Origin of the sequence: Corynebacterium freiburgense, from assembly GCF_030408815.1 — a bacterium.
Classification (GTDB): Bacteria; Actinomycetota; Actinomycetes; order Mycobacteriales; family Mycobacteriaceae; genus Corynebacterium; species Corynebacterium freiburgense.
Genome location: NZ_CP047355.1, coordinates 1,601,106 through 1,623,354, shown reverse-complemented (window position 1 = coordinate 1,623,354; position 22,249 = coordinate 1,601,106). Strand labels below are relative to the sequence as shown.

The window sequence follows — 22,249 nt, the reverse complement described above, 5'->3', positions numbered from 1 at the left end:
TAATGAACGTTATCCCGGTTACCGGCGCGGCCCCGTACCAAGTAACGATCGGACACGGATTGCAGGAGCATATTCTGGAATCAATCCGCAAAGATTGTGCCAAAGTTCTGCTGATTCACCAGTATCCTCTTGCAGCACAGGCACAAACCTTGGCCAATGTTATTCAAAGCCGTGGCATTCGGGTGCATCTTGCAGAAGTGCCAGACGCTGAAGCCGGGAAAACACTTTCGGTTGCAGAAGGACTCTGGGATCTCTGCGGTAGCTTTGGTCTGGGCCGCCGTGACACAATTATTGGCCTGGGCGGGGGCGCAGTTACTGATCTCGCCGGATTTGTTGCCGCATGCTGGATGCGTGGTATCGATGTAATCCAGGTGCCAACCACATTATTGGCCATGGTAGATGCCGCTGTTGGTGGTAAAACGGGAATCAATACAAGTGCTGGTAAAAATCTTGTAGGTGCTTTCCATGAACCCGCTGCAGTATGTATTGATTTAGATTATTTGCGGACATTGCCCGTAGATGAGTTAATCGCGGGCTCCGCAGAAATAATTAAAACTGGTTTTATTGCAGACGAAGAAATTCTCCGATTATATGAAGCCGACTCCGCTGCTTGCCTACAAGTAGAAGGCTATCTACCAGAACTTATTGGGCGTTCAGTTGCGGTAAAAGCAAGGGTAGTTTCCAATGACCTGAAAGAGTCAGGTTTAAGAGAAATACTTAATTACGGGCATACATTTGGCCACGCTGTCGAACTCCGCGAAAACTTCAAATGGAAGCACGGTAATGCAGTCGCTGTTGGCATGATGTTTATCGCCGAATTAGCAGAACTTCATGGGCTTATCGACGCCCACTTAGTTGAGCGCCATAGAAGCATTCTGGAATCCATTGGGTTGCCAACTACCTACGTACCAGGTTGCTTTGATGAACTATTTACGGGCATGGGCCGAGATAAGAAAAACCGCGATGGAAAACTCCGTTTTGTGGTTTTAACTGGCGCCGGAGAAACCGCACGACTCGAAGGACCAAGAATCGAATTACTTCAAGCCGCCTATGAACGGATTAGCCAATAATGCATATTTTCGTATTAAATGGCCCCAATCTCGACCGTTTGGGAAAACGCCAACCGGAAATCTATGGGACCACAACACTCGCTGATCTCGAGCAACAGATCGAGGATAAAGCCAAAGCACTAGGTGTACAAGTAACCTGTTTGCAATCTAATTATGAGGGCCAGCTCATTGAATGGGTTCATGAAGCCGCAGACAATAACTGGCCCGTAGTTATTAATCCCGGAGGCTTTACCCACACTTCCGTAGCATTGCGCGATGCATTGGCTGAAATTGATTGCGTTGTTGAAGTGCATATCTCAAATGTTCATGCTCGGGAGCCATTCCGCCAACATAGCTATATTTCTCCGATTGCCCGAGGCGTAATTGCTGGTCTTGGTACCCACGGATATCTTTTGGCGTTAGAGTACATTTGCGCAAATTCCTAGGTAGGGTAAATTTATGACCCTTTTAGCCGATACGAGATTTGCCACCCGCCGCCGTACCCTTGCGGCGGCACTTGCTGCACAACGCGTTGATTCCATCCTTATTACTCATCTGACACATGTTCGATATCTCTCCGGTTTCTCGGGTTCCAATGGAGCGCTGCTTATCAATAAAGACCTCAGCGCTGCAATTGCCACCGATGGGCGGTATACCACACAAATCGCCGAAGAAGTCCCAGATATCCAAGCAGTGATCGCGCGCCCGAGCGCTGCCGCACTTCTACAAAAAGTTATTGGTCCGCGCAGAGTTGGATTTGAAGCAGCATATGTTTCTGTATCGGAACTTCGCGAACTTGAAGAAGCTTGCGGTCCGGATGTGACCCTTGTGCCAATTACTGATGTAGTAGAAAACATTCGCCTCACCAAAGACAATGTGGAATTGCAGCGGCTGCGTGAAGTAGCAGAACTTGCTTCAACTGCATTCCAAGATCTTCTTGCCGCCGGTGAAATCGCGGTCGGCCGTACCGAGCGAGAAATCGCCGCAGACTTGGAATATCGTATGCGCAAACTTGGTGCAGAACGGCCTAGCTTTGACACAATTGTTGCTTCCGGTTCGAACTCGGCAAAACCTCACCACGGCGCGGGAGATCGAAAGCTTGTTCCAGGGGATTTAGTAACGTTAGACTTTGGTGCCCATGACCGTGGATTTAACTCCGATATGACCCGAACAGTCATTATGGACCACACCACTGATTTCACCGCGGAAATTTACAATATTGTTTTAGAAGCCCAACTAGCTGGTGTAGCTGCAGCAACACCAGGAACATCGCTCGTTGATATCGATAGAGCTTGCCGGGACATTATTGAAACAGCTGGTTATGGAGAATACTTTGTGCATTCCACAGGGCATGGGATTGGATTAGACGTCCATGAAGCGCCGTGGGCTGCGAAAACCGGCAAAGGTGAACTGAAACCCGGAATGACACTAACTATCGAACCGGGGATCTATGTGCCAGGTAAAGGAGGCGTCCGGATTGAAGATACCCTGATTATCACTTCTGGTGCTCCTGAGATTATCACCAAAGTGAGTAAAGACCTGCTTGTGGTGTAGGATTGTAAAGCTAAATTGCACAACCTTTATGTAGGGAGAATAACCCAGTGGCAACCACCGCTGATTTTAAAAATGGCCTTGTGCTCAAAATGGAGGGCAAGCTTCAGCAAATCATAGAGTTCCAGCATGTCAAGCCAGGTAAAGGCCCAGCGTTCGTACGTACCAAGCTTAAGGACGTCGTCTCCGGCAAGGTTGTAGACAAGACCTTCAATGCTGGCGTCAAGGTAGAAACAGCAACGGTTGACCGCCGTGATATGACCTACCTTTACAATGACGGCACCAGCTATGTGCTTATGGATGCAAAAACCTACGACCAAATTGAACTAGCACCACACCTTATGGGTGAAGGGGCTAAGTTTTTGCTGGAAAATACCGTTGTTCAGGTTTCCTTCCATGATGGCGAACCTTTGTTTGCAGAGTTGCCTGTTTCGGTAGAGCTTAAGGTTGAGCACACGGATCCAGGCCTCCAAGGAGACCGTTCCACGGGTGGAACCAAACCCGCAACTCTGGAAACCGGTGCCGAGATTCAAGTCCCACTCTTTATTGAAACCGGCAATGTTCTCAAAGTAGACACTCGCGACGGTTCGTACATTTCCCGCGTCAACAACTAGGTAGAAGCGAGTGAGTACGACGCCCCGAAAGGACCCCGAAAAACGCCGAGGTAGCCGGTACCGCGCCCGTGCGCGGGCCGTCGATATCCTTTTTGAAGCTGAGTTTCGAGATGTTGACCCTGTAGCGATCGTCGAAGACCGTATCGAACTTTCGCAGCAACCAGAATTCGATATCCCGCCAGTGACCCCATATACCCAACAAATTGTAGGGGGGGTCGCGGTAGAGCTCGACCGGGTCGACGATACAATCGCTCGCTACCTAGCGAAAAACTGGGAACTGGAACGTATCCCAGCAGTCGACCGCGCAATCCTTCGCATCGCTGTTTGGGAGCTCCTGTTTAACCCAGAAGTACCAACAAAAACCGCTGTTGTAGAAGGTGTAGAACTCGGAAGCCAATACTCAACCGACTTCGCAGCCCCCTATATCAATGCTGTCCTCGACGCAGTAGCGAAAAATATCGACGAGCTCCGAGCTGAAGCGCAAGCAGAAATCGCTGCAGCAGACTCTCCAGAAACCGTTGAAGAAAACACTCCCGATGACGGCGAGTTCGAACTAACAGGCGGTGAGCTTGAGGCTGAATTTGCGGAAGCTGAATCGCTGGATGATATTGCTGCCGATGATGGAGCTGCTGCAGAAAAAGTATCCGATTTTTCTTCCGAAAACTTTGAAGATACAGGCATTGGGCCAAATGCAGAAGAACAACCTCAACAATTAGAGGTGCCTCAACCTGTGGAGACTTCTCAACCTGTGGAGATTTCGGCTCAGGACGAAAACTCCGAACAAAGTATGCCGAAAGCAGAGGTTTCCGAATCTAGCATTCCGAATTCTTCAGAGGCTGTCGAACCTAGCGACGTGCAACCACAGGAAAAGGAAGCAGATTCATCTGTGGTCAGTGATGTGGCTAATGCAGAAGAAAAATCTCCTAGCTAATTACTGAATCTTGAAACCTAACACCCATATACGCGAAAAAAAATCAAGCTACCAGCGTATATGGGTGAGATTATATTTTGAGCCAAAAGCTGCATATGGTTTTGCGGATACAAAAAAGAACCGAAATCAACTAAGCGGCTGGAATTATCTAGACTACTGCCGTAGATGAATCCGCTGCACTTACTTTTCGTGTAGTGCAGTCTACGGAACGACATGGTATTTCGGTATGGTGATACAAAATCAAGGGCTTTCGCTTGATGAAAAGGCACTTTTGTCTTGTGTCCAGTGGGTCTGGTCCTGTGAAATGGAGAAATAAGTTCACGTAGTGTGGGCAATGTAAAATCTGCCTCATTGGCTGTGGGGATTTGTCAGATTTGCCTGATTTTCGGGCGTGTCGGCTGGTTTTCGGGGCGTTTGAGCCGGTTTACCTGGTGTTTGATAGGCTTGCCCTATTGAACTAGTGATGTTTTCATCTGGAGTGTCACAGATTCCATAAAACAAGCCCGTTCCAGTGGGATTTGTGACAACAGCCCATGTTGCATACAACCGTTGACCTGGGGTTTGTCACAGATTCCATAAAAACAACGAAAAAAATGGAATCTGTGACAGGATCCCTACCTATCGTGTCACAAATTCCATAAAAACAGCCGAAAAAATGGAATCTGTGACAACCCGCCCAAGCAACCCCGAACCGGCGCCCAAGCAACCCCCAAGCAACCCCCAACCAGTGCCTTTCCCAGGCCGGCCCAGCGGAATCTGTAAAACACTACAACCACACCACGACCCAATCCAAGTCAACCCCGAAAACCAGACCAAACCAGACCAAACCAGACCAAGCCTGTGCCAATACGTAGAGCTCATGTTCATTGTGGTGTTATAGCCCGCCCCATTCGTCTGTTGGTTTTGGGCTGATTTCGGCGTCCGGGATTTGAGAGCTGAGGTCGTATGCTGCGCGTATAAGTCCACCGAGGCTTCGTTTGAGGGTCATTTCAAGGAGGGTGTCACTAAGGCCTGGGTGGCAGGGGAGTACGTCAGTGAGTGCAAGGACAGCGGTTTCGCGGTTTGGGTCAATCGCGATTTTTATGCGTGTATGGTTTCGGTGAAAGTCGTTGATTCGGAAGAAGAGTTCGCGTTGGAGTTCGGGGGTGTTGTCGAGGCCGAGGCTCCAGTCTGAGGCGAGGACGAGCAGTTGGCCGGATTCTACGGATACTGCAGTTGGTAGACCGAGGTTGAGGATATTGAGTTGTTCGGGCTCGGTTTCTACGACCATGCCAATATTTTGGAATGCGGCGGCTACGCGTTGGAGATTAAGTGCCCTCATGAGGCTGGACCCATTTTTCGGAGTGCGTCGGGTTGGATTAGGAACGGGTTGGTGTTTGCTAGGCCAATATTACCGCCGGGGAGTGTTCGTTCGGCGGTGAACATGAGTTGTCGGCATACTACCCAGGCGACTGCTGCGAATGCTTCGATATTGGGGGCGGGGAGCATGGAGGCATTGGGGAGTGTGGTGCGTCCACGCAGTTCGACGGTCGTGGGGGTTGGGGTTTCTAGGGTGGCTATGGGTTGGAGGTATTCGAAATTCCAGGTTGAGATAAAGGTAATAAGGTTGTCGATGTCCCAGTAGCTCGGGTTTCCTTCCCACGTGCACACGGCTTTGAGTTGGTCCAATGTGGCATCGTAGGAATAGTCTAGGTGCCAGCGTTGCGCGCGCACGCGCAATTCGTCATTGTGGATTTCAAACGGCAAGTTAGCTTGGGTGAGCCAAGAAACGACACGTGATAAAGGATTAGGGCTTCGCATTAAGACATTGAATCCGCAAGTTGGGCGATGGCTTGCTGTGCTTGAAGTACGTTGTCTACGCCTTCTTTAACAGCTGCTCGCAATTGGTCATCGGTCATGCCTGCAGCAACCATTATTTCGCATTCTGTACGAATAATAATGTTTTCAACGCGATCCATGATTGCGGCTTTGCATTGAAAATTATAGGCGTTGAAATGATTGCACGCGAGGAATTTGGTGGGGTTTCCATCTGCAACTGGTTCCTCTGTGGAGGAATCGGCACGAATTATGAGTACGGAGCGATTGATCACAGCGAAGGTCACAGGGTAACCATTTAGGTTCGCGGTGGCGAGTTCTTCTTGGGGAGTGAGGCTAATGCCAAACTCTTTCATAATGTCCGACACGCGTTCTAGGTTGACAGCAGTGATCATTCGTTGTCCTTCCAGGTAACCAGGTGCGGAAATTGGGTTTCCAACCACTGAAAACAGGATAGGGTGTGTTCAATGGCGGACATTACAAATGCGCCGATTTGGTTTTTGGTGGCGCCGTGACCGATATAGAGTCCTCGGTGGGCGCGAAGGCTTAGTGTGCCTTCGGTAATCTCACTAAAGCTCAGGCTGGGCATGATTTGCGTCAGATTCCACTCATTGACTGCCGCGAGCATGTGGGGTGCGGTATCTGCTGTGGGTTCGCCGCGCCACGCGGCGTCGAAAAGCAGATAATCATTTTCAATGACTAAGCCTATGGCAGCATTAGGGAATCCGGAGCGTAATAAACCGTTTTCTTCGGGGACGTATTCAAGGTTCTCAGCCTGAAAAATTTCCGCAACGCGATCAAGGGTTACGGGAGTGGGATTTGTTTCAGTCACAGGTAAAGCCTATCGCGTCTTAGGCGTTACGGAAATTTTCGCCACCCAACTCATGTGCCAGCGCAAGGTCAATTGTGGGGTGTCTGAATTCGTGCGTAAGTACGGATGAGCAAACATTGTGATCTGCTAACACGAGCTCTTGAGCACCCTGAGAGCCAAGCAAGAGTTTTGGCCCAAAACTTGGAATTGGAATGATAGCAGGGCGTCCCATCTGTTCTCCAAGGGCACGGGAAAATTCTCGATGGGTAATTGGTGACGGAGCAACAGCGTTGATCGGGCCGTTCATAGATTCGCTCAAAATTGCGAGGCGATAAATGTCTGTTAAATCATCTAAAGAAATCCATGACATTCGGTGTTCGCCATCCCCAATATGTCCGCCTAAACCAGTCGAGAATAGAGTGCGCACAATAGGAAGACTGCCGCCCCAACTACTCAATGTCACCCCGGTGCGGATATTGACCACCCGCACGCCAGCGTCTCGGGCAGGAGTGCAGGCGTCCTCCCACTCGGCGGTCATATCGGCAAGGAAACCGGTGCCTTTGGGTGCGGATTCGTCAAGTGGGGTTTCGGAAGGCTCATGACCATAGAATCCAATAGCAGAAGCGCACACCATCGTTGTACATGTTGATGAGGCGGCGGCGCGGCGAGCAAGTGCCGTTGTTGGGCCAATGCGTGAGGAACGTATTGCCTTTCGGTGATCCTCATGAAAGCGGCCCATAAGGGGTTCGCCGGCAAGATGTACCAAACAATCGACACCTTCTAAAAGATCCCAGGCTGGTGATATTGGATCCCAAAGGCGTTGATCAGCGGCAGTACGGTTTACGGCTCCTTGTGTTACAGCGGGTTCCTGCTCTTTGCGCACCAAAGAAATAACACGATGCCCTGAGGTGGTCAATAAGGCTCGAAGCGAACGGCCCACAAGACCATTGGTGCCGGTCATAGCAATCACTTTAGGATTAGCATTTAGCGGGCCCAGCGCTTGAAGTGTGGTTAAATCTTGAGCCAATTGGTGTTGGCGATATGCCAAAAGTGATTGCACCGATGATGAAGGTAAATTCGTATGAATTTCCTCCTCAATAAGTGTGCCGCCATCCTGTGCGGTCAATGTAACAGTGTCCCGCCATTTCGAAAGTGCTTTCAGTGGGGCTTTAATACATACATTGCTAAAGCGCTGGCCCGGAATATAGTCCACAAGGTTGTACCGAGAAATCCATTTAAGGCCCGCAGGCAGCGAATATACCGTGGTGCCATCAGATAAACGTTTCGGTTCCTCTATTGGTGTCATTGGTACGAACTTCGGTGCTAAACGCACAACCGCACCAGGGCGGGAACACCAATCCCATACGAAATCCGGGCTCGATGGAACGAAGTGCTCAGCAATCTGCGACACGGTGCTGGTTCCCCTTCGGAGTTGGTGTTTGGACGCTACTTAAGCATAGACGCTTTACGACGTCCCGCGGTGGCTGACAGAGTTCAAAGGTTTAAGGTTTCGCAATTATTTTCGGACACGGGACTGGATTGATAAGGGTGCGTAATGGGGTGAGATTTACGCCACGGTCTGATAGTTGGTCGTGGCGTAAACACAGGGAAAATTCCGAATATGTGGATTATTTGCCAGCAATATATATCAATGGTGCGCATAGCTTTGGGTAACGGGCTAATGCTATGGTTAGTGCCAGTTCTTATTCACTAGAGACATCCTTTAACGGACCGCACGGAGAGGCGGGGAAGGAGGTCACGATGAGCGAAGATACTTCGGCAACATTAGAACTGCTTAGCGCAGATGATGTTCACCGAACTGTCGCGCGCATCGCGCACCAGATTATTGAAAAAACGGCGCTAGATGCAGACCAGGCCGACTCAATACTTTTATTGGGCATTCCTTCGGGTGGAGTTCCATTAGCAAAACGGCTAGCGGAAAAAATCAAAGAATTTTCCGGGATTGATATTTCAGTGGGGGCACTTGATATCACACTCTACCGGGATGATTTACGTTCAAATCCACGCCGTGCACTTCGGCCAACAACGATTCCTGATACCGGAATTGATGGTGCCACGGTGATTTTGGTTGATGATGTTTTATATTCCGGACGAACAATCCGTGCAGCACTCGATGCATTGCGTGATATTGGTCGGCCAGAACAGATTCAACTCGCGGTATTTGTTGATCGTGGACACCGCCAATTGCCAATCCGCGCAGATTATGTTGGGAAAAACTTGCCCACGTCTCGTAGCGAGGATATTTCCGTACTATTTTCCGAAATTGATGGCCGCGACGCGGTCACGCTTACTCGCCATGATCAGGGGGAATAAGTGAAACACTTGCTTTCCATCTCGGATTTAACACAAGACGAGATTGTGCATCTTATGGATGAAGCCGACCGGTTTCAGGAAGCACTATTGGACCGTGAAGTAAAGAAACTGCCTACGCTTCGCGGTCGCACGGTGTTTACCATGTTCTATGAGAATTCCACTCGTACCCGTGCTTCATTTGAAACGGCGGGCAAATGGATGAGTGCGGATGTTATTAATATTTCTGCTTCATCATCGAGTGTGAAAAAAGGCGAATCACTGCAAGATACCGCTGCCACATTGCACGCAATTGGTGCCGATGCAATTGTAATGCGCCACCCGTCTTCAGGGGCTGCTCAACAAGTCGCCGGATGGTTAGATGGTCCAGCAATTATTAATGCTGGTGACGGTTCGCATCAGCACCCCACCCAAGCGCTTCTTGACGCCGTGACAATGCGTCAGCGGCTTGGAAATATCACTGGGCGAAAAATAGTTATTGTCGGCGACTGTTTGCATTCTCGAGTCGTCCGATCGAATGTGGATTTGTTATCGACATTGGGTGCTGAAGTCGTCTTGGTCGCCCCGCCAACCTTATTGCCGATGGGCGTCGAAACCTGGCCAGTGCGAACCGCCTATGATATGGACTCTGAACTCGCCGATGCCGATGTAGTTATGATGCTTCGAGTGCAACAAGAACGCATGCATGGCGGCTTTTTCCCATCCCACCGTGAATACGCAACGCTTTATGGTTTGTCTAAACAACGCCTGGCCAAAATCCCTGAACATGCAATCGTTATGCACCCGGGACCAATGCTACGAGGTATGGAAATTAACTATGCCGTAGCCGACGCCCCACAAACCGCTATTTTGCAGCAGGTTTCCAATGGTGTGCATGTGCGAATGGCAGTTCTATTTAATTTAATTATCGGTGCCGGTTCCCCCGCACTGTAAAGCTTAAGAAACACACAAAGGGAAAACCATGACCGAATACCCAGCAACTGGTGAACTTTCCGCACCAGAATCCGGCACCCTACTTCTCCGAAACGTTCGCCCCTACGGTGAAGGCGAGCCAGTTCATATCCGCATTGAAAACGGCGTAATCGTCTCCCTAGATGCCGAAGACCAGCCCGCCGATCGCATAATAGAATGCCACGGAAATATTCTTCTGCCAGGACTTGTGGATATCCACGTACATCTTCGTGAACCCGGCAGGGAAGATACCGAAACCATTGCCACCGGTTCCGCCGCAGCTGCTAAAGGCGGATTTACCGCAGTATTTACTATGGCAAATACCCAACCAGTAATGGACCAGCCGGTAATCGCGGAATCCGTATGGTACAAGGGGCAAGCTCTAGGTCTATGTGATGTTCACCCAGTAGGCTCCATTACCAAAGGCCTAGAAGGTAAAGAACTCACGGAATTTGGCATGATGGCACAATCCGCAGCAAAAGTGCGGATGTTTTCCGATGACGGTAAATGCGTAGACAACCCGCTGATTATGCGCCGGGCAATCGAATACTCGCGTGGACAAGATGTGCTTCTTGCACAGCACTGCGAAGAACCTCGACTTACCGAAGGTGCCGTCGCCCATGAAGGGGCCAATGCGGCGAAACTTGGCTTACGTGGTTGGCCACGCGCCGCCGAGGAATCCATTGTTGCGCGTGACGCTTTACTTGCACGCGACTACGGTGGCCGGGTACATATTTGCCATGCTTCTACCGTTGGATCAGTGGAACTTGTAACCTGGGCAAAAGAAAAAGGCATTCCATTGACTGCAGAAGTAACACCACACCACCTGATACTTACCGATGAACGGTTGCACACCTATGACGGCGTAAATCGGGTTAACCCGCCTCTACGAGAAGAGCACGATACGCTCGCACTACGCCAAGCGCTTCTCGATGGCGTTATCGATTGCGTTGCTACGGATCATGCACCACACGGTTCCGAAGAAAAATGCTGCGAATTTGAGCACGCTCGCCCCGGAATGCTCGGTTTGGAAACGTCACTGGCAATTATTGCCGATACTTTTGTGCGTACCGGACTTGCAGATTGGCGTTGGGTCGCCAAAGTAATGAGTGAACGCCCATGCGAAATTGTGCGTTTGCCTGGGCATGGGCGTCCAATTGCAGTTGGGGAACCCGCAAATCTCACCGTGATAGACCCAGAACATACATGGACTGCCCATGGGGAAGATATGGCATCAAAATCCGAAAACACTCCATATGAAGGTATGGAATTCCATACCAAAGTCACTCACACCGTTTTACGTGGCCGAGTGACCTGCGAAAACGGAATCGTTGCTGATCCCAGGGGCGAGGCGTAATACATCATGACACATACATTGAAAGGTGATACTGTGACCCAATCCACCGATCATCAGCCAGCACTACTGGTGCTTGCTGACGGCCGCGTGTTCCGTGGCGAAGCTTTCGGCGCAATAGGTACTCGCTTGGGTGAAGCAGTGTTTACCACGGCTATGACCGGCTACCAAGAAACTATGACGGATCCGTCCTTCCACCGCCAACTCGTTGTGTTTACCGCGCCACATATTGGCAATACTGGTTGGAACGATGAAGATAATGAATCTCGTGGTGACCAGATTTGGGTCGCCGGGGTAGTTATTCGGGATCTTTCACACCAAGTTTCCAATTGGCGGGCGAAGCGCACATTGGTTGATGAAATGATCGCCCAAAACATTGTGGGCATTCGTGGCATAGATACCCGTGCCTTGGTTCGTCACCTCCGCGATCATGGATCGATTGCGGCTGGTATTTTCTCCGGTGAAGCAGCTCAGCGACCAATTGAAGATTTACTTGCTGAGGTCCAAGCGCAGCCATCAATGGCTGGTGCAGACTTGGCAGGGGAAGTCACCACAGATGAAGTTTATGAAGTCCCAGCTGAAGGCGAAGAACGCTTTACCGTAGTGACCTATGATATGGGGGTAAAACTTAATTCGTTGCGGAATCTCCGGGCACGAGGAGTGCGTTGTATCGTGGTTCCGGCAAACACACCACTACAAGAAATCACCCAATACAACCCAGACGGTGTGTTTGTTTCTAATGGTCCGGGTGACCCAGCAACCGCAAATGAAATGGTCGCTATTGTTCGTGATATTTTGGCGGCAAAGATCCCATTCTTTGGAATTTGCTTTGGCAATCAAATTCTTGGTCGGGCGCTTGGATTATCCACGTATAAAATGAAATTCGGTCACCGCGGAATTAATGTGCCAGTGCTCGATTTAGCAAAAGGCAAAGTGGAAATCACATCCCAAAATCATGGTTTTGCATTGGAAGGCAAACGAGGTCAGGAATTTGACACTGATTTTGGTCCGGCGAAAGTCACACACGTGTGCCTGAACGATGAGGTTGTAGAAGGCGTTGCATTGGAAAACGGTCAGGCGTATTCAGTGCAGTATCATCCAGAGGCTGCCGCCGGTCCGCATGATGCGAATCCGCTATTTGATCGCTTTATTGACCTTATGGCTGCGCACACCGGCCGATCAACTGCTGAAACGAACCAAGCATAACCAGGAAAGAACTACATAACTATGCCGAAACGTACAGATATTAAGCACGTCCTGGTAATTGGTTCGGGACCAATTGTGATTGGCCAGGCCTGCGAATTCGACTATTCCGGAACCCAAGCATGCCGTGTACTTAAAGAAGAAGGCATGCGAGTTACACTTATTAACTCGAACCCGGCTACGATTATGACGGATCCGGAGTTTGCGGATCACACCTATGTTGAGCCGATCCAGCCGGAATATATTGAAAAGATTTTCGAAGCAGAAATTGCTGCAGGTCACCCAATCGATGCAGTACTAGCAACACTCGGTGGCCAAACTGCCCTGAATACCGCAATTGCTTTGGATCGGCGCGGGGCGCTGAAAAAATACAATGTGGAGCTTATTGGCGCTGATATTGACGCAATTGAGCGGGGTGAAGATCGCCAAAAATTTAAAGATATTGTGGCGAAAGTGGGCGGGGAATCCGCTCGTTCACGTGTGTGCCACAATATGGATGAAGTCCGCGAAACCGTAGCTGAACTCGGGCTTCCAGTAGTAGTTCGGCCCTCATTTACTATGGGTGGCTTGGGTTCTGGCCTGGCATTTACTGATGAAGACCTTGAACGTATTGCCGGTGGCGGGCTCGCGGCGTCGCCAGAAGCGAATGTGCTTATCGAGGAATCAATCCTTGGTTGGAAAGAATTCGAACTCGAACTCATGCGCGACGGCAAAGACAATGTTGTTGTGGTGTGTTCGATTGAGAATGTCGACGCTCTGGGGGTACATACAGGCGATTCCGTAACGGTTGCTCCGGCTATGACGCTTACCGACCGTGAGTTCCAAAAACTCCGTGCGCAAGGAATTGCGATTCTGCGAGAGGTCGGCGTAGATACCGGCGGCTGTAATATTCAATTTGCTATTAACCCCCGGGATGGCCGGATTATTACCATTGAAATGAATCCGCGGGTTTCGCGTTCCTCGGCGCTTGCATCAAAAGCCACTGGGTTCCCAATTGCAAAGATCGCGGCAAAACTGGCTATTGGCTATACCCTGGATGAAATCACCAACGACATCACCGGTGTTACCCCTGCAGCATTCGAACCTACATTGGACTATGTAGTAGTAAAAGCGCCGCGCTTTGCATTTGAAAAATTCACTGGCGCGGATGACACGCTTACCACCACTATGAAGTCGGTAGGTGAAGCGATGTCCCTGGGGCGCAATTACATTGCTGCGCTTGGCAAGGTCATGCGTTCTTTGGAAAATAAGCAAGCGGGGTTCTGGACCGTCCCTGATACTGCATTCGCCGGAGACAACGCTACAAATGTTCGAGCCATTTTGGAGGATCTTAAGCGCCCAACCGAAGGTCGCTTATACGACGCTGAGCTCGCATTGCGCCTAGGTGCAAGCATTGATGAGGTATATCAAGCATCGCAGATCGACCCCTGGTTTTTGGCAGAATTGCAGGCACTTGTAGATTTCCGCGCCGAACTGGTTGATGCACCAGTGCTTACTGAAACATTATTGCGCCGTGCCAAGTTCTTCGGCCTTTCAGATCGCCAAATCGCAGTGTTGCGACCTGAATTTGCCGGTGAAGATGGTGTCCGTCGGTTGCGTTGGTCCTTGGGCATTCGTCCGGTATTTAAAACCGTGGATACCTGTGCCGCAGAATTTGAGGCAAAGACTCCATACCACTATTCCGCATATGAATTGGACCCTGCTGCAGAGTCTGAGGTTGCTCCTCAAACGGAAAAAGAAAAGGTCATTATTTTGGGCTCTGGGCCCAACCGCATTGGCCAGGGCATTGAGTTCGATTACTCCTGTGTGCATGCTGCACTCGAGCTCTCAAGGGTTGGATATGAAACCGTAATGGTCAATTGCAACCCAGAAACTGTGTCCACCGACTATGACACCGCAGACCGCCTCTACTTCGAACCACTTACATTCGAAGACGTATTGGAGGTCTACCATGCTGAAGCGCAATCCGGAACTGTTGCTGGTGTGATTGTGCAATTAGGTGGTCAAACACCACTCGGATTGGCCGAACGTTTGCGTGATGCCGGGGTTCCTGTTGTGGGCACTACGCCAGAGGCAATTAACCTTGCTGAAGATCGCGGCGAATTTGGTGAAGTACTGCGTAAAGCTAATCTTCCTGCACCTGCTTTTGGTACTGCAACCAGCTTTGATGAGGCTCGGCGTGTAGCCGCGAAGATTGGTTATCCAGTTTTGGTGCGCCCTTCCTATGTCTTGGGCGGTCGCGGTATGGAGATTGTTTATGATGAGACTTCGTTGCAGTCCTATATCGAACGTGCAACGGAGATCACCAGTGATCATCCCGTGCTTGTAGATCGTTTCCTAGATAATGCAATTGAAATCGATGTTGACGCCCTATGTGATGGAACAGATGTTTATCTCGCGGGCGTTATGGAGCATATTGAGGAAGCTGGTATTCACTCCGGTGACTCAGCATGTGCATTACCACCAATGACCCTTGGTGTAGAGGATATTGAAAAAGTCCGTCGTTCCACCGAGGCGCTCGCGCATGGTATTGGTGTGCGTGGACTTATGAATGTGCAATTCGCACTTAAAGACGACATTTTATATGTCATTGAAGCGAATCCCCGGGCTTCCCGCACTGTTCCTTTTGTATCGAAAGCTACGGGTACTCCGCTGGCGAAAGCCGCTTCCCGCATTATGCTTGGCGCTACCTTGGCTGAATTACGCGCAGAAGGCATGATTCCAACCGACCACGATGGCGGTTCACTGCCTCTTGACGCCCCAATTGCGGTCAAAGAAGCAGTCCTGCCATTTAATCGTTTCCGGCGACCAGACGGCACTATGCTGGATTCTTTGCTAAGCCCAGAAATGAAATCTACAGGCGAAGTTATGGGCTTAGCAGATAATTTCGGCGCAGCGTATGCAAAAGCTGAGGCTGGTGCCTTTGGGGCACTTCCTACACAAGGCACCGTCTTTGTATCTGTGGCGAATCGCGATAAGCGCACATTGATTTTCCCGATCCAGCGCCTAGCTTCGCTTGGTTTTAAAATGCTGGCAACTGCTGGTACTGCCGGTATGCTGCGTCGAAATGGTGTCGCGTGTGAAACCGTATTAAAACAATCTGATGTTAAAGCGGGCTCGGATGGAGTTTCGATCGTTGATCAGATTAACAATGGCGAAGTGGATTTGATCCTGAATACTCCTGCCGGCTCTTCTGGAGCCCGCCATGATGGCTACGATATTCGTGCTGCCGCCGTAAATATGGGGATTCCACTGGTGACAACGGTGCAGGGAGTTACTGCTGCAGTTCAGGGAATTGAAGCATTGCGTGCTGGTGAACTTACGGTGTGCCCTTTGCAGGAGCTGGATTATTCATGACATTCGGCGAACAACTTCTCGACGTCGCGTCCACCCGTGGTCGACTATGCGCGGGCATCGATCCACACCCGTCGTTGCTCACTGCATGGGGGTTGCCGGTTTCGGTGGCGGGCTTGGAAGAATTTTCCAAAATCTGTACTGAGGCTTTCGCCGATACGGTTGCCTTAATAAAACCTCAGGTCGCATTTTATGAGGTATTTGGCTCGGCAGGTTTTGCGATCCTGGAACATATGATGGCAGCCTTGCGTGCTCAGGGAGCACTTATTGTTGCAGATGCCAAACGCGGAGACATTGGTTCTACTATGGCCGCATATGCTGCGGCTTGGTTGGAAAGTGATTCCCCATTGTGTGCGGACGCTGTCACAGTTTCACCGTTTTTGGGCTATGGTTCATTGGCGCCCGCATTGGAATTAGCTGAAAAAAACAGCAGGGGAGTCTTTGTATTAGCTGCGACTTCCAATCCCGAAGGGCAAGCTATCCAGTCGTGTATCAATACCCAAGGCGCAACGATCAGCCAACAGATTGTGGATGCGGTAGCTGCTGATAATGCTCAACACCAGATTGCTGGCAATATCGGTGTTGTAATTGGTGCGACTCTTTCCGACACGCCCGAGCTCAAAAATTTACGTGGACCAATATTGATGCCTGGTGTTGGTGCTCAAGGCGCCAGTGCAAAAGATGTGAGCGAACTCGCTCAAGGCATCGAACATTTAGTCTTTCCGAATATGTCTCGAGGCATTTTATTGGACGGCCCGAATGTGGCTGACCTGCGGAAACGCATTGCATTCGAAGCGCAGAACTTTCCAGGTTTTCCCAGGTAAATTCTGGTAGAAAAGTCGCCTTCCGGGATCTCATTGACATGGGATTTCGGGAGCGCCACCTTTGACTTTTCCGAGATAGTGCTATGCTGATCCCGGCTCGGTTGTCTGCAGGTGTTCTGTAGGCCGCCGAAATCTGGTAGACATTACCCCAAGAACATTGACCGTTTATTTGAATCGGAGGAACCCCGTGGCCCTTCCCAAGTTGACCGACGAGCAGCGCAAGGAAGCCCTTGCGAAGGCCGCTGAGGCCCGCAAGGCACGTGCAGAGCTAAAGGAGAAGCTCAAGCGCGGTGGCACGAACCTTAAGGAGGTCCTGGCCCAGGCTCAAACCGACGAAATCATCGGTAAAACCAAGGTTTCGGCTTTGCTTGAGGCAATGCCGAAGGTAGGCAAAGTGAAGGCTAAGGAGATTATGGATGAGTTGGAAATTGCCCAGACTCGTCGTCTTCGCGGCCTAGGTGATCGTCAGCGTCGTGCGCTGCTAGAGCGCTTCGGCTTTAGCGACGAGGACTAAGACGAAATTGTCTACAGCTAGTTCGATGGGTCGTCTAGTAGTATTGGTCGGCCCTTCCGCCGTGGGGAAATCCACGGTCGTTGCCCGGTTACGCGATGAAATTCCGGATCTGTATTTTAGTGTTTCCATGACTACTCGCCAGCCTCGGCCTGGTGAGGTTGATGGTCGTGATTATTTCTTCGTGTCAGCGGAGGAATTTCAGGAAAAGATTGATCGTGGTGAAATGCTTGAATGGGCAGATATCCACGGTGGATTACAGCGTTCCGGTACACCAGCTAGCCCAGTTCGAAAAGCTCTTCAACAAGGTCGGCCCGTACTAGTTGAGGTCGACCTTGTTGGGGCTCGTAATGTAGTTCGCGAAATGCCCGAAGCGCATTCCGTGTTTTTAGCCCCACCATCGTGGGAGGTTTTAGTGGAGCGGCTGACTGGTCGCGGTACTGAGCCTGAAGATGTCATTGCACGCCGTTTAGAAACCGCCCGAGGCGAGTTGGCAGCGCAAGACGAATTTGATCATATTGTGGTCAATGACAATATTGAACAAGCGGTCGCAACGATTCGCGCGATTCTGCTGAGTTCATAAGTTTTACTATCCATATAACGCTGAAAAGGTGCATGTGACCAACGTGACTGCCAATAATAGGGACGTTTTCGATACGCCGATCGGCATTACTGCTCCACCAATTGATGATCTTTTGGATAAAGTATCGTCCAAATATGCCTTGGTGATTTTTGCCGCGAAACGCGCACGACAAATTAATAGCTACTACCAGCAGGCAGACGAGGGTGTTTTTGAATTCGTCGGCCCCTTGGTAAACCCAAATCCGCAAGAAAAACCATTGTCTATCGCACTACGTGAGATCAATGGTCGTTTGTTGGACCATACCGAGGGCTAACACTAAGCTCTATAAATATTAGGGTCTTCTTCTCCAAACTATGGAGGCTGAGGACCCTATTGTCGTTTCCATATTTGTAATAAGGGATACTGGTATTTGTGGTGAGTAAAAATGTAGTTATCGGTGTTGCTGGTGGAATTGCCGCGTATAAGGCGTGTCACTTGGTCAGGTATTTTACGGAACTCGGCCATTATGTTCGGGTTGTTCCAACGGCTTCTGCATTGAATTTCATTGGTGCAGCGACCTTTGAAGCGCTCTCAGGCAACCCAGTATCTACAAGTGTTTTCGATGCTGTTGACGAAGTTCGCCACGTGAATATAGGGAAGCAAGCTGATCTGATTGTTATTGCTCCTGCCACCGCAGATATTCTCGCACGCATGGTTGCAGGGCGTGCCGATGACTTGCTTACAGCAACGTATTTAGTGGCCACCTGTCCAGTGGTGGTGGCTCCAGCTATGCATACCGAAATGTGGCACCACCCAGCGACCCGCGCGAACGTCGAAACGCTACGAGAGCGGGGAGTTATTGTGCTTGAACCGGCCCACGGTCGGCTTACCGGAAAAGATACCGGGCCGGGCAGATTACCGGAACCTGAGCAGATTGGGGTGGTGGCGCTTGCTGCACTGGCTGGTGCAAGCTTCAAACGTACGTTGGAGGGCAAAAAGGTCGTTATTAGCGCGGGTGGGACACAAGAAGATCTTGATCCGGTCCGCTTCCTAGGTAACCGCTCATCTGGTCGACAGGGCTTTGCGCTGGCAGAGATTGCGGTCCACCGTGGCGCGGATGTAACGCTGATTGCGGCGAGTACGGATAGCTTGCCGACGCCACCGGGTGCGCGGCTTATTCGTGTCGGTTCGGCCGTGGAGATGCATGAGGCAATCCAAGAGGAATCACCCGATGCGGACATTGTGATTATGGCTGCTGCAGTTGCCGATTTTCGGCCCGAAGTTGCTGCGGATGTCAAGCTTAAAAAAGGAAAAAACGCCGATCAACTCACACAGCTGCAGTTGGTAGAAAACCCAGATATCCTTGCTGGACTTGTGGCGGATAAGCGGGCTGACCAAATTATTATGGGTTTTGCCGCTGAAACTGGTGATGCGCAGCATTCAGTATTAGAGCATGCCAAGGCGAAATTGCAACGCAAAGGTTGTGATGTATTGATGTGCAATGAAGTTGGCAAAGGAAAAGTCTTTGGACAAGCCACAAATATGGGTTGGCTGCTCACCAAAACAGGGGATGTGATTGAAGTGTCACATGGTTCAAAATTTGAGGTCGCGGCGCAAATCTGGGATGTGATTGAGCAGGTCCGTGAGTAAGTATTGCCTTTTTAGACAGCTTAGTCTAGATTGAGTGGAGTTGAAATAACCCTCATATAAAAGGAAACTTCATTGGGCACCTCAGTCCGTCTTTTTACTTCGGAGTCCGTTACCGAAGGACACCCAGACAAGATCTGCGACGCAATCTCTGACACTATTTTGGATGCAATGTTGCGGGTTGATCCAAATTCGCGCGTGGCGGTTGAAACAGTCGTTACTACTGGTCTCGTACACGTAGTCGGTGAAGTTCGTTGTGATGGTTACGTAGAAATTCCACAACTTGTTCGAAATAAACTTCGGGACATTGGGTTTACATCATCAGAAGTGGGGTTTGACGGCACTACCTGTGGCGTGACCGTAGCAATCGGCGAACAAAGCTTGGAAATCGGGGCTGGTGTGGATCAGTCCCAAGAAGTGCGCTCTGGTCTAGAAGTTGAAGAAGAAGATCGTAATGGCGCTGGTGACCAAGGGCTTATGTTTGGTTATGCCACAAATGAAACTGAAGAGTATATGCCATTGCCAATATCTGTTGCGCACCGGCTGGCGCGCAGGTTAACGCAAGTGCGCAAAGAAGGTATCGTTCCACATTTGCGTCCAGATGGAAAGACACAAGTTACCTTTGCCTATAGCGCTGATAACACACCGAGCCACTTAGACACGGTAGTTATCTCAACTCAACACGATCCCGAGGTCACTCAAGGATGGTTGGAGCAGCAACTTCGCGAGCATGTTTTAGATTGGGTGATTAAAGACGCCAATCTGCATACTTTCACCGGGGCTGACCTAAAACTCTTGGTAAACCCCTCCGGCTCGTTTATTCTTGGCGGCCCAATGGGCGACGCCGGACTGACTGGACGCAAAATCATTGTGGATACGTACGGTGGCATGGCCCGTCATGGTGGCGGTGCGTTTTCTGGAAAAGACCCAAGCAAAGTCGATCGATCGGCGGCTTATGCAATGCGTTGGGTAGCAAAAAACGTTGTGGCAGCTGGCCTTGCAGATCGTGTTGAAGTGCAAGTGGCTTATGCAATTGGTCGTGCGAAGCCTGTTGGTTTATATGTAGAGACTTTTGGCACAGCAAACCATGGGTTAGCCGATGAGCAAATCCAAGCCGCAGTCACCGAAGTGTTTGATCTACGGCCAGCAGCAATTATCCGCGAACTTGATTTACGCAGGCCAATGTACGCTCAGACCGCAGCCTATGGCCATTTTGGCCGTACCGATCTTGATTTGCCTTGGGAGCAAACAAACCGGGTAGCGGAGTTACGGTCTGCGGTTGGGCTGAGTGACTAGATCAAATACTGGCAGGCGCCGCGGTGCAGATAGTTCCCGTGGCCTTTGGAACCAAGGTATTCGTTATTGTGAATTATGGTTCGCCCGCGGGAGAGCACGGTATCCACATGGCCTTGGATTTCAAAGCCTTCCCAGGCAGAATGATCCATATTCATATGGTGGGTGTCGTTAATGCCAATCTTGGTGTGACCGTCGGGATTATAGAGCACAATATCGGCGTCGGCGCCTGGTGCGATTACCCCCTTCTTGCCATATAAACCAAACATCCGAGCGGGGGTTGTAGAGGTGATTTCCACCCATCGTTCAAGTGAGATATTGCCATTGACTACACCTTGGTACATTAAGTCCATTCGGTGTTCCACTGAACCAATGCCATTCGGAATTTTAGAAAAATCCCCAAGACCTAATTCTTTTTGCTCTTTAAAGCAGAATGGGCAGTGGTCTGTAGAGACCATTTGAATATCATTGGTGCGCAATGCTTGCCACATGTGTTCTTGGTGGTGCTCGTGTTTGGAACGAAGTGGCGTTGAACAAACCCATTTTGCGCCTTCAAATCCCGGTGCGCCTAGTTGATCCTCTAATGAAAGATACAGGTACTGTGGGCAGGTTTCGCCGAACACGTTGTAGCCATCATTGCGGGCCATAGCCAATTGCTGTACGGCTTGTTTAGCGGAAACATGCACAACATATAGTGGGGCACCGGTAAGGTTTGAGAGCATAATGGCTCGGTGTGTGGCTTCTTCTTCCATTTGCCATGCGCGGGCGACACCATGGTAGTACGGGTCTGTTTTGCCTTCTGCCAGCAGCTCGGCAACCATGGCGTCGATGGCGGGTCCGTTTTCAGCATGCATCATAGTGAGCAGTCCGGTGTCTGCAGCTTTTCGCATTGCTTGGTAGATCTGGGCGTCGTCACTGTAAAACACACCAGGGTATGCCATAAACATTTTGTAGCTGGATACGCCTTCATCGGGTAGGCGTTCCATTGCTCGCAGCGAGTCGGTATTTACCTCTCCGATAATCTGATGGAATCCATAATCAATAGCGCACTCGCCAGTTGCTTTTTTGTGCCAGGCTTCCAGACCGTCAAAAACACGTTCGCCAAAGCGTTGAATTGCAAAATCAATAATGGTTGTGGTGCCACCCCATGCCGCAGCTCGGGTGCCCGTTTCAAATGTGTCAGAGGCGGTAGTGCCGCCAAACGGCATTTCCATATGGGTGTGGGCATCAATACCGCCTGGGACCACGTATTTTCCAGTGGCGTCGAGAGTATTATCAACGGTTTCTTTAAGGTTATGGCCCAAAAGTGTTGATTGTGGGTCGAGGACGGCGGCAATGGTTTCGCCATCTATAAGTACGTCTGCGTGGTGCTGTCCGGTGGCGGTAACGACAATTCCACCGTGAATCAATGTGGTCGACATGGTGAAATCCTCCTTGAGGATGGGTTA

At 50.3% G+C, this 22,249-nt stretch carries 21 protein-coding genes and 1 pseudogene; 16 read left to right on the top strand and 6 right to left on the bottom strand.

What is annotated here, in order from left to right; translation table 11 throughout:
* Positions 1 to 2: 2 nt before the first annotated feature.
* The 5 genes and pseudogenes from aroB to nusB all read left to right on the top strand — a co-directional run.
* Complete coding sequence (aroB, locus tag CFREI_RS07320) at positions 3 to 1,070, top strand: 3-dehydroquinate synthase (RefSeq protein ID WP_027012235.1); 1,068 nt, start codon at positions 3 to 5, stop codon at positions 1,068 to 1,070.
* Positions 1,070 to 1,495 carry a type II 3-dehydroquinate dehydratase gene (aroQ, locus tag CFREI_RS07315; protein WP_027012236.1) on the top strand — a complete coding sequence of 142 codons (426 nt, stop codon included), beginning with the start codon at positions 1,070 to 1,072 and terminating at the stop codon, positions 1,493 to 1,495. The genes aroB and aroQ overlap by 1 nt, the downstream gene beginning before the upstream one ends.
* Positions 1,496 to 1,508: 13 nt before the next feature.
* The gene (locus CFREI_RS07310) at positions 1,509 to 2,603 is read left to right on the top strand and encodes an aminopeptidase P family protein (protein WP_027012237.1); all 1,095 of its coding nucleotides are present in this window, start codon (positions 1,509 to 1,511) and stop codon (positions 2,601 to 2,603) included.
* Between the two features lie 47 nt (positions 2,604 to 2,650).
* Positions 2,651 to 3,214, top strand: coding sequence for an elongation factor P (gene efp / locus CFREI_RS07305; RefSeq protein ID WP_027012238.1), 564 nt, complete (start codon positions 2,651 to 2,653; stop codon positions 3,212 to 3,214).
* Between the two features lie 10 nt (positions 3,215 to 3,224).
* Positions 3,225 to 3,746 (top strand): annotated as a pseudogene (gene nusB / locus CFREI_RS07300) (transcription antitermination factor NusB); the annotation flags it as partial.
* Positions 3,747 to 5,019: 1,273 nt separating this feature from the next.
* On the opposite strand, the gene CFREI_RS07295 reads toward nusB, so the two are convergent.
* Genes CFREI_RS07295 through CFREI_RS07275 form a run of 5 tightly spaced genes read right to left on the bottom strand, consistent with a single transcriptional unit; the run spans position 5,020 to position 8,182 of the window.
* Positions 5,020 to 5,466, bottom strand: coding sequence for a hypothetical protein (locus tag CFREI_RS07295; RefSeq protein ID WP_027012239.1), 447 nt, complete (start codon positions 5,464 to 5,466; stop codon positions 5,020 to 5,022).
* Entirely contained in the window at positions 5,463 to 5,945 is a 483-nt protein-coding gene (locus CFREI_RS07290) for a hypothetical protein (protein WP_027012240.1), read from the bottom strand. Before CFREI_RS07290 ends, CFREI_RS07295 begins: the two co-directional genes overlap by 4 nt.
* Positions 5,945 to 6,355: a YbjN domain-containing protein gene (locus tag CFREI_RS07285; protein ID WP_051255848.1), complete on the bottom strand. Its 411-nt coding sequence runs from the start codon at positions 6,353 to 6,355 to the stop codon at positions 5,945 to 5,947. The genes CFREI_RS07290 and CFREI_RS07285 overlap by 1 nt, the downstream gene beginning before the upstream one ends.
* A complete protein-coding gene (locus tag CFREI_RS07280) occupies positions 6,352 to 6,792 on the bottom strand; it encodes a YbjN domain-containing protein (RefSeq protein ID WP_027012242.1) in 441 nt (146 codons plus the stop codon). The genes CFREI_RS07285 and CFREI_RS07280 overlap by 4 nt, the downstream gene beginning before the upstream one ends.
* Before the next feature lie 19 nt (positions 6,793 to 6,811).
* Entirely contained in the window at positions 6,812 to 8,182 is a 1,371-nt protein-coding gene (locus CFREI_RS07275; RefSeq protein WP_035111462.1) for a TIGR01777 family oxidoreductase, read from the bottom strand.
* Positions 8,183 to 8,532: 350 nt separating this feature from the next.
* Here CFREI_RS07275 and pyrR point away from each other — a divergent pair, with 350 nt between their 5' ends.
* From pyrR to metK, 11 genes are all read left to right on the top strand, one after another.
* Positions 8,533 to 9,105, top strand: coding sequence for a bifunctional pyr operon transcriptional regulator/uracil phosphoribosyltransferase PyrR (pyrR, locus tag CFREI_RS07270; RefSeq protein WP_027012243.1), 573 nt, complete (start codon positions 8,533 to 8,535; stop codon positions 9,103 to 9,105).
* On the top strand, positions 9,106 to 10,035 hold the full coding sequence (locus CFREI_RS07265) for an aspartate carbamoyltransferase catalytic subunit (RefSeq protein WP_027012244.1): 930 nt from the start codon (positions 9,106 to 9,108) through the stop codon (positions 10,033 to 10,035). It begins immediately after the preceding gene.
* A 28-nt stretch (positions 10,036 to 10,063) separates the two neighbouring features.
* Positions 10,064 to 11,410, top strand: coding sequence for a dihydroorotase (locus tag CFREI_RS07260; RefSeq protein WP_027012245.1), 1,347 nt, complete (start codon positions 10,064 to 10,066; stop codon positions 11,408 to 11,410).
* Between the two features lie 6 nt (positions 11,411 to 11,416).
* Positions 11,417 to 12,613, top strand: coding sequence for a glutamine-hydrolyzing carbamoyl-phosphate synthase small subunit (gene carA, locus CFREI_RS07255; RefSeq protein WP_051255849.1), 1,197 nt, complete (start codon positions 11,417 to 11,419; stop codon positions 12,611 to 12,613).
* Between the two features lie 21 nt (positions 12,614 to 12,634).
* Positions 12,635 to 15,967: a carbamoyl-phosphate synthase large subunit gene (carB, locus tag CFREI_RS07250; protein WP_027012246.1), complete on the top strand. Its 3,333-nt coding sequence runs from the start codon at positions 12,635 to 12,637 to the stop codon at positions 15,965 to 15,967.
* Positions 15,964 to 16,788 carry an orotidine-5'-phosphate decarboxylase gene (gene pyrF / locus CFREI_RS07245; protein ID WP_027012247.1) on the top strand — a complete coding sequence of 275 codons (825 nt, stop codon included), beginning with the start codon at positions 15,964 to 15,966 and terminating at the stop codon, positions 16,786 to 16,788. Before carB ends, pyrF begins: the two co-directional genes overlap by 4 nt.
* A gap of 187 nt (positions 16,789 to 16,975) precedes the next feature.
* Positions 16,976 to 17,302 carry an integration host factor, actinobacterial type gene (gene mihF / locus CFREI_RS07240; RefSeq protein WP_027012248.1) on the top strand — a complete coding sequence of 109 codons (327 nt, stop codon included), beginning with the start codon at positions 16,976 to 16,978 and terminating at the stop codon, positions 17,300 to 17,302.
* Between the two features lie 25 nt (positions 17,303 to 17,327).
* Complete coding sequence (gmk, locus tag CFREI_RS07235; RefSeq protein ID WP_420834528.1) at positions 17,328 to 17,882, top strand: guanylate kinase; 555 nt, start codon at positions 17,328 to 17,330, stop codon at positions 17,880 to 17,882.
* A gap of 34 nt (positions 17,883 to 17,916) precedes the next feature.
* Positions 17,917 to 18,195 carry a DNA-directed RNA polymerase subunit omega gene (rpoZ, locus tag CFREI_RS07230; protein WP_027012250.1) on the top strand — a complete coding sequence of 93 codons (279 nt, stop codon included), beginning with the start codon at positions 17,917 to 17,919 and terminating at the stop codon, positions 18,193 to 18,195.
* Positions 18,196 to 18,293: 98 nt separating this feature from the next.
* A complete protein-coding gene (coaBC, locus tag CFREI_RS07225) occupies positions 18,294 to 19,511 on the top strand; it encodes a bifunctional phosphopantothenoylcysteine decarboxylase/phosphopantothenate--cysteine ligase CoaBC (RefSeq protein WP_420834529.1) in 1,218 nt (405 codons plus the stop codon).
* 72 nt (positions 19,512 to 19,583) lie between these two features.
* On the top strand, positions 19,584 to 20,804 hold the full coding sequence (gene metK, locus CFREI_RS07220; protein WP_027012252.1) for a methionine adenosyltransferase: 1,221 nt from the start codon (positions 19,584 to 19,586) through the stop codon (positions 20,802 to 20,804).
* Here metK and hydA read toward each other — a convergent pair.
* On the bottom strand, positions 20,801 to 22,222 hold the full coding sequence (gene hydA / locus CFREI_RS07215) for a dihydropyrimidinase (protein ID WP_027012253.1): 1,422 nt from the start codon (positions 22,220 to 22,222) through the stop codon (positions 20,801 to 20,803). The two genes, metK and hydA, sit on opposite strands and share 4 nt — an antisense overlap.
* Between the last annotated feature and the right edge of the window lie 27 nt (positions 22,223 to 22,249).

Bases quoted from the DNA above. Each gene is read 5' to 3' on its own strand.
- CFREI_RS07285 (WP_051255848.1), bottom strand. From the start codon at position 6,355: ATGATCACTGCTGTCAACCTAGAACGCGTGTCGGACATTATGAAAGAG.
- CFREI_RS07290 (WP_027012240.1), bottom strand. From the start codon at position 5,945: ATGCGAAGCCCTAATCCTTTATCACGTGTCGTTTCTTGGCTCACCCAA.
- aroQ (WP_027012236.1), top strand. From the start codon at position 1,070: ATGCATATTTTCGTATTAAATGGCCCCAATCTCGACCGTTTGGGAAAA.
- aroB (WP_027012235.1), top strand. From the start codon at position 3: ATGAACGTTATCCCGGTTACCGGCGCGGCCCCGTACCAAGTAACGATC.
- pyrR (WP_027012243.1), top strand. From the start codon at position 8,533: ATGAGCGAAGATACTTCGGCAACATTAGAACTGCTTAGCGCAGATGAT.
- carB (WP_027012246.1), top strand. From the start codon at position 12,635: ATGCCGAAACGTACAGATATTAAGCACGTCCTGGTAATTGGTTCGGGA.
- pyrF (WP_027012247.1), top strand. From the start codon at position 15,964: ATGACATTCGGCGAACAACTTCTCGACGTCGCGTCCACCCGTGGTCGA.
- gmk (WP_420834528.1), top strand. From the start codon at position 17,328: ATGGGTCGTCTAGTAGTATTGGTCGGCCCTTCCGCCGTGGGGAAATCC.
- carA (WP_051255849.1), top strand. From the start codon at position 11,417: ATGACACATACATTGAAAGGTGATACTGTGACCCAATCCACCGATCAT.
- hydA (WP_027012253.1), bottom strand. From the start codon at position 22,222: ATGTCGACCACATTGATTCACGGTGGAATTGTCGTTACCGCCACCGGA.
- CFREI_RS07260 (WP_027012245.1), top strand. From the start codon at position 10,064: ATGACCGAATACCCAGCAACTGGTGAACTTTCCGCACCAGAATCCGGC.
- CFREI_RS07310 (WP_027012237.1), top strand. From the start codon at position 1,509: ATGACCCTTTTAGCCGATACGAGATTTGCCACCCGCCGCCGTACCCTT.
- CFREI_RS07295 (WP_027012239.1), bottom strand. From the start codon at position 5,466: ATGAGGGCACTTAATCTCCAACGCGTAGCCGCCGCATTCCAAAATATT.